This is a genomic window from Rickettsia endosymbiont of Culicoides newsteadi (assembly GCF_002259525.1).
Lineage (GTDB): Bacteria > Pseudomonadota > Alphaproteobacteria > Rickettsiales > Rickettsiaceae > Tisiphia.
Genome location: NZ_MWZE01000086.1, coordinates 1 through 5,261 on the forward strand (window position 1 = coordinate 1; position 5,261 = coordinate 5,261).

A 5,261-nucleotide genomic window follows, 5' to 3' on the forward strand; every position below is an offset into this window, starting at 1 on the left:
TGAGTAAAGAATAGTAACAATAAAGAGAACGAAAGTTAAAGAGTTAATGAATAAGTATTCTGAATAAAATCCGTAATTATGTCGAGGCTCTAGAAGCCGTGGGAATGAGAGGTAACTCAAGGATATTTATAAGAATGCAGAAACCATTATGGCACTCGATGCCGAATATATGACCGCTTCCTTTGTGGCTCTATTTTTTTATTTTCTTTCTTGACAAATTCACTCGTCCATATATGACAAATTAGATGTGGGAATAACAATTTATGATTGATTCTTAGCTAATTTTGAGGATAGTCTTCTTCATCCCATTGTTTTTTAACTTCAATATAGCAACAGATATAATCGATCTTTTGTTGCAAATCAGATTGTTGTTTAATTAGCATCTTCATATAACTTTCTTGCTTAAAATCACTGTTACCAACTGTCCATAGCAAAGATTGCACCATACCCGATAATGCAAAAAGTTTGCTCTTGATCTCTTTTAGTTCTGCTGCACATTGCTCATGATTATTATTACTCATATGATATACCTGCTAATTGATAATTTGTTCAAGCCCAACATCGTCTGATTATTTGTTGATAATTCTGCTGAATATAGTCAATTCAGGAGAATTGACTATATTTGTGAAAACCCAAAACTGAATTTACACTTATTTAATTTTAGTATTTATATATAACTAATTATTCGATCTTTACTATAAATAATTACAGTTATTACGCTATATATATGTAACTATATTATAGCAAGCAATTAATATCAATATATTTTTACTGAAAAAATTAAAATATTGCATATAATAAGTTATATTTATAAACTAAATTAGTTGTAATTACATGTCTTATAATGCATTACAAAAAAATCTTGAGAAATTAATTAAAGATCATAATTATCAAATAGCCGATTTAGAAAGAAAGGCGGGGCTTAGGAAAAATAATGTTTATAATATTATTAAGGGAATATCAAGAAAACCTTCTGCAGAATTGTTACAAGCTGTAGCTGATGTATTTGGCTTAACAGTAAAAGACCTTTTTACTATGCCAACGGAAAGTTATCCATTTCTAACCTCCGAAGACCTAGACTTACTTATTAAAGTTGCAGAACAAGTAATAATTGAAATTAAAGCTCAGCAACTAAGCGTTTCTTGTAATGATGCGACCTTAATAATTAACGAAGTGTTTAATTATTCTTCTGAATCTAAATTAACTCTCCCTGATGAAAAATTCATTAAATGGGTACTGAAACACAAATACAATCAACGTTGAGATGCAGGATAGCATATGGAATCCATCTTTAATATTTCAATACTTCTAGGATGAGTTGAACCAAATTTTTTCACATGTTGATCATGAAACTTAATATACCAGGCTTTTTCTGTTAAATGACAACTAGCTTTTGCTGCATTTAAATACATAATACTTATTTCATCAACATTCCCCATATTCTCTTGGTAGTTATTCCAATATAAGCTTTCTGCATCAGCATAAGATTTAACTGCTTGCTCATTTTGTCCAAGAGATGCTAAAGCATTTGCTTCAGCAACAAAGGCTTTGGCTAAATATATATCCGGTGATAGGACAATTTCTTTACTATTATTAAGTCTGGTTGGATCGTTAATAAAGATCATTTTTGCTTTTTTTGCATATTCTAAGGCTTTATTAGCATTGCCTAAACCTAGTTCTAATATGGATATTTGAGTAAATATCTTGCCAAAAACTACATGCTCTTCTTTTTTTAAATGTCCCGATATATCATATAATTTTTGGATTTGGCTATATGCTTTTTGATACTTACCTAAAGTATTAAATATACTAACTTTTATCATATAATGATCTACAAGAGCAAAATCATTTTGATTTAATCCACCCTTAATAAATGACTCTAAAGATTTATTAATGACTTTCAGTGCTTTATCATACTTACCCTGTGTCAATAATAATATCGATTCAGCGTAGTATGTTATAGCATAAATGTAATGCCTTTTATTTAAATCAGGTTCATTAATTGCTTGAAGCAAATCTTCTATTCTTTTGAGACTTTCTTCTGCACCCTTCGTATTCCCTAAATAAGCTTCTGATTCTGCTATATGAGATATAAGATTAAACTTAAAATCATTATAACCATCAAGACTAAATAATATCTTTTCAGCTCTTCTGTAGTAGTTAAGAGCTGTATTATACTGTGTTAGGTTTCCATAATACCACCCTATTACTTGTAAATAAGCTGCATATAAATATTTTTCATTATTATTTATTATCCATGATGTAAATTTTTTTTCTGGATCATTTCTATTGAACCAATTGACCAATTTTTTAGCATTATAGAAATCTAAGTGATTAACATATTGCATTAATAGCTGTAAATTCAAATCCAAAAGTTTGTATGTATTTATATTGTATTTTTGTGCATTTTCAGTAATTATTTCTAAGTTATCTCTGACAGTTTTTTTACTGAATAACATGTAAGAGTTGACTAGCTCCTGTGGTATAGAGTGTACTAATTTAATAACAATATCCTCTAAATAAGCCTTATTGTTCTTGTCCCCATTAATCTCTGCGATTTTCTGAGCAATCACGTCATGCATTTCAAAGATAGAATTAGTTTCATTGATATCAATATTAGATATCAAGGCAAATTTAGATAATTGATAAATATCATCATCAAGGCTGTTCTTATCATTAGTGATAATTCGTAGTAAATCTTTAGAAAAAGCCTGGTTATTAATTAAAGCTATCTTATTTAATAGCTCTCTAGCATTTGGTTTTAATTCTTTGATAGCTAAGGTAATGTTTAACTTAATTTTATCAGTAGACTTTCCTAGCCCTTTCTTATATTCCTTTTTATCTAAACCCGGTATTTGTTTTAACAATTGAGCCCCTTGTACTATCAATATAGGATAACCGGCAAATTCTTGGGCTAAGAACTCTGATAGTTTAACATCATTATTCTCTTTTTCTAAAATATTATTAGCAAGAGTTATCGCATCACTTTTTTCAAAGGCAGTCATTTTGACTATATTAGGTAATAATTCACTATCCTGCGAGCCAAAGAGAATATGACCATTATGTTCCCAGTTAACAAATTCTTGTACTTTTTCATTTTCTTTGATCTTTAAATTATCAAACACTAACAACCATTTATCTTTACTGGATAAATAAGACATCACCTCTTTCTTTGCGGATAATACATCTTCTGATATTAGGTTAGATTTACTAACTGCATTAATTGATTTTGCCAATTTTAAAAATTCTTCATTGATGTCTAAATTGCAATCAATAAACCAAATCACATTATAATTATTTTTATTCTCATAAGCATACATTCTAGCAAGCTGAGTTTTGCCCATACCACTAATACCAACAAGGCTTGCTTGTCTATATTTAACTAAATTACTCTTTACAAAAGTTAATTGCTTAATGTGATTAACAAAATAGTTGACTGGTATAACAAGATTAGATACTTGTATTTGAGCAAATGAATTATAAGGCATAGCTAGCAACATTATTATTAATAAGTATCTTTTCATCTTTTTTACCTCAATTTAAGTAACTCTTTATTTATTTGGTGTATATTTGGCAAAACTTATTACTTTGCCTTTCTCTTTATTGATAATTACAGTTCTACGTAATGTAATTGTTATTATATTTATTTTATTTTTACTGAATATTTTATAGTTCAACCCATGTTCTCTTAAAGATTGAAATATTTTATTACAACTTAGTAAAAATGGATCTATAATTTCTAAAAGCATACTGTTTGATAAATTTATCATCATTTGTTCAGTAAGTAAAAAACTATCATAAGAAATAATGATATTGTTTACATTAAACGTGACTATCAAAGTTTTAGGTAAACTACTTTGGTCTTCCATAAAATGGATTAAATTATACATTAAGCTAAAAATTATTTGATACAAGACATGTTGACCACAATCCACTATCAATTTATCAGTCTTATATTCATATTTTATTGCTATATCTAAAAAATGTTCAGCAAAATAGTTTTCCAAATAATTAATTAACTCTTTTATGTTAATCTCTGCTTGAGTATGATTAGTGAAACATATAGGAAATAAATAGTTACTGGGAGCTACTCTATCCATTTTAATTCTTTGGTTAGAATCCAATTCTAATTGTTGCCTTATATATTCCTCAGTGGCTTTTTTGATAAAAAAAGCATTTAAGTTTCTACTGGATTTTTTATGTAAAATTAAGGCATTATTCAATTTATTTGCTGCAAATAAATTATCTTCTAATTGTTCTATATTGTAAGTAAAACGTTGTTTTCTTTGCAGATATATGTAAAGAATTATCGAGCAGATAACAAAAGAAATTGCTATATTTAGATATAAACATTTGTATAGCTTGCTAACATTATTTAAATAATAATCAGAATTAGGTCTAATACCTAATTTAATCAAAAGATTTATATTATTAATTTTACAGTGTCTTTTCGTTAAATAATCATTGTTATCAATATTATTTGTTGCTATATCATTAGCATTAATTTCAATCTGATAAATAAGGTAAATTGGTAGTATTTTGCTAATTGTTTCTTTTAAATTTTGCAAATCAAAGACTAACATATCTTGGAAATTATTAACATAAAGAAAAGAATTATTAGAACCAATAGAATTAACTAATCCACTTTGGTTTAGTATTTGATTACTATCTTGGCTAGTAAATTTCTTAAGAATGAAAAAAGTTTTATCAAATACGCTTGAATTTAAAGCTGTTTCTATATCTGTTGCTAATAAAGTGATTATATTATGTTGAACCATTTCCAAAGCCAACTTATCTTGTTCTTTTTTGCTATATTGCAGACATTGATATATACTAATATTATAAACCATAAATATAACGATAGCGATAATATGTGGAGTTAATTTTTTACCAAGTAAACGTTGCATCTAATTTTGTAATATATACTTATAATTATAGTCAATTCAGGGGAATTGGGTAGCAGGAGCGATGAAGCTACGCCTATAAGTAATAGACGAGCGATGAGTGACAACGTCCTCAACTTCTCATCAATTGACTATACTTAACCATATGTTAAGATTATCTAAGGTTGCTCTCTTTGTCTAGACAAAAATTTAGATAATTTAAGATATAATACCAAATATATATTATAGACTGGTTTTTTTAATAGCAATATACCAGATAATATATAGTCATGTATGGACCTACCCGATAATGCAAGAAAAAAATAATATATAACAGCAAAAAAATCGAATGCAGTCATGTATCCGGCTTATAGTTAA

Annotated in this window: 4 protein-coding genes; 1 reads left to right on the forward strand and 3 read right to left on the reverse strand. The window is 27.6% G+C overall.

Going from position 1 to position 5,261, the window contains the following annotated elements:
- Positions 1–278 precede the first annotated feature (278 nt).
- Positions 279–521: a hypothetical protein gene (locus tag RiCNE_RS05685; RefSeq protein WP_094649624.1), complete on the reverse strand. Its 243-nt coding sequence runs from the start codon at positions 519–521 to the stop codon at positions 279–281.
- A gap of 313 nt (positions 522–834) precedes the next feature.
- Between RiCNE_RS05685 and RiCNE_RS05690 the strand changes: the two genes are divergently transcribed.
- A complete protein-coding gene (locus RiCNE_RS05690) occupies positions 835–1,263 on the forward strand; it encodes a helix-turn-helix domain-containing protein (protein WP_094649625.1) in 429 nt (142 codons plus the stop codon).
- Here the strand turns inward: RiCNE_RS05690 and RiCNE_RS07730 are convergent.
- Both RiCNE_RS07730 and RiCNE_RS05705 read right to left on the reverse strand, forming a co-directional pair.
- Positions 1,254–3,524, reverse strand: coding sequence for a tetratricopeptide repeat protein (locus tag RiCNE_RS07730; RefSeq protein ID WP_192866947.1), 2,271 nt, complete (start codon positions 3,522–3,524; stop codon positions 1,254–1,256). The two genes, RiCNE_RS05690 and RiCNE_RS07730, sit on opposite strands and share 10 nt — an antisense overlap.
- Before the next feature lie 27 nt (positions 3,525–3,551).
- On the reverse strand, positions 3,552–4,907 hold the full coding sequence (locus RiCNE_RS05705; protein ID WP_094649626.1) for a hypothetical protein: 1,356 nt from the start codon (positions 4,905–4,907) through the stop codon (positions 3,552–3,554).
- Between the last annotated feature and the right edge of the window lie 354 nt (positions 4,908–5,261).

What these genes read in the sequence shown, in the direction of transcription:
- RiCNE_RS05685 (WP_094649624.1), bottom strand. Translation starts at nt 521, where the DNA reads ATGAGTAATAATAATCATGAGCAATGTGCAGCAGAACTAAAAGAGATC.
- RiCNE_RS07730 (WP_192866947.1), bottom strand. Translation starts at nt 3,524, where the DNA reads ATGAAAAGATACTTATTAATAATAATGTTGCTAGCTATGCCTTATAAT.
- RiCNE_RS05705 (WP_094649626.1), bottom strand. Translation starts at nt 4,907, where the DNA reads ATGCAACGTTTACTTGGTAAAAAATTAACTCCACATATTATCGCTATC.
- RiCNE_RS05690 (WP_094649625.1), top strand. Translation starts at nt 835, where the DNA reads ATGTCTTATAATGCATTACAAAAAAATCTTGAGAAATTAATTAAAGAT.